Below are 1,326 nucleotides of genomic sequence, written 5' to 3'. Positions count from 1 at the left end.
TTAGCCCTTCAATTCGTCGGTAATGATGTTGTGGTTGGTATAGACGCAGATGTCGCTGGCGATTTCCAGGCTCTTGCGGGCGATGGTGAGCGCGTCCATCTCGGTGTTGTGATACAGCGCGCGCGCGGCGGACAGCGCAAACATCCCGCCGGAGCCAATGGCGGCGATGCTGTCTTCCGGCTCGACCACGTCGCCGTTGCCGGAAAGAATCAGCGTGCTGGTTTCATCGGCGACAATCAGCATCGCCTCCAGCCGCCGCAGCATCCGGTCGGTGCGCCAGTCTTTGGCGAGTTCGACCGCCGCGCGCAGCAGTTGCCCGTCCTGCTCCTCCAGCTTGCCCTCGAAGCGCTCGAACAGGGTGAAGGCATCGGCGGTACCCCCAGCGAAGCCGGCGAGGATGCGGTTCTTGTACAGGCGGCGAATTTTGCGGGCGTTGCCCTTCATGATGGTATTGCCGAGCGAGACCTGGCCGTCGCCGGCGATGGCAACGTGCCGCCCGCGGCGCACGGAAAGGATGGTAGTGGAATGTGCGTCAAACATGATGGTTCCTGTAGGGTGAAGATGTTTGACGAATTGGGGGCGCGGCGGGGGGATTCAAGGGCGGCGCGGCGCATTGCTGCGCCTCGCGCCCGCGTCTATACTTGCGGGCACAACGTAGTAGAGGAACACATCCATGCAAACCATCTCTTTCAGCGACGCCTGCGACAACCTCAAAAACGTGCTTGACCGGGTCGCCCATGACAAAAGCACTACCCGCATCACCCGGCGCAACGGCGAAGATGCCGTCGTCATGTCGCTCGACACCTACAACAGCCTGATGGAAACCCTGCACTTGCTGAAAACACCCGCCAACGCCGCGCACTTGCAGCGCTCCATCACCCAGTACCACAGCGGCGCTGCGCACACGAAGGAATTGACGGATGAGTGACCGCTTGCTTGCGTTTACCGATGAAGCATGGCAGGACTATCTTTACTGGCAAACGCAGGATAAAAAGACACTAAAGCGCATCAATCTGCTGATTCGGGAAACATTGCGCGAACCTTTTGCAGGCATTGGCAAACCCGAAGCGCTCAAGGCAAATTTGTCAGGATTTTGGTCGCGTCGTATTGATGACAACAACCGCTTGGTCTATGCAGTGGACAATCGGGCAATCACAATTATCTCTTGCCGCTATCATTACGAAAGATAGCCAATCTCCGCATAAACATGAAAAATCTCACGTACCCCATACTGCTTGTCGCCGTCCTGTTCGCCCTTGCCATTCATGCTACGGCATACCCTGTAAAATTCTCTTTCCCGAAGGATGCCGGTGAAGACCAAACATC

Annotated in this window: 3 protein-coding genes; 2 read left to right on the top strand and 1 reads right to left on the bottom strand. The window is 57.5% G+C overall.

Annotated features, from left to right (window positions below; genetic code table 11):
* Window positions 1–540 (bottom strand): ATP-dependent protease subunit HslV, encoded by a 540-nt coding sequence (gene hslV / locus Q0349_RS07955; protein WP_006985110.1) that lies wholly within the window; start codon window positions 538–540, stop codon window positions 1–3.
* 133 nt (window positions 541–673) lie between these two features.
* On the opposite strand from hslV, the gene Q0349_RS07950 reads away from it, so the two are divergent.
* Window positions 674–928, top strand: a complete 255-nt coding sequence (locus tag Q0349_RS07950) for a type II toxin-antitoxin system prevent-host-death family antitoxin (RefSeq protein WP_298080334.1) — start codon at window positions 674–676, stop codon at window positions 926–928.
* Window positions 921–1,190 carry a Txe/YoeB family addiction module toxin gene (locus tag Q0349_RS07945; RefSeq protein WP_298080333.1) on the top strand — a complete coding sequence of 90 codons (270 nt, stop codon included), beginning with the start codon at window positions 921–923 and terminating at the stop codon, window positions 1,188–1,190. The genes Q0349_RS07950 and Q0349_RS07945 overlap by 8 nt, the downstream gene beginning before the upstream one ends.
* Window positions 1,191–1,326 lie beyond the last annotated feature (136 nt).

This window comes from uncultured Cardiobacterium sp. (assembly GCF_938028185.1).
GTDB lineage: Bacteria > Pseudomonadota > Gammaproteobacteria > Cardiobacteriales > Cardiobacteriaceae > Cardiobacterium.
This window is presented reverse-complemented; position numbering and strand designations above follow the sequence as displayed.

Bases quoted from the DNA above. Each gene is read 5' to 3' on its own strand.
- hslV (WP_006985110.1), bottom strand. From the start codon at position 540: ATGTTTGACGCACATTCCACTACCATCCTTTCCGTGCGCCGCGGGCGG.
- Q0349_RS07950 (WP_298080334.1), top strand. From the start codon at position 674: ATGCAAACCATCTCTTTCAGCGACGCCTGCGACAACCTCAAAAACGTG.
- Q0349_RS07945 (WP_298080333.1), top strand. From the start codon at position 921: ATGAGTGACCGCTTGCTTGCGTTTACCGATGAAGCATGGCAGGACTAT.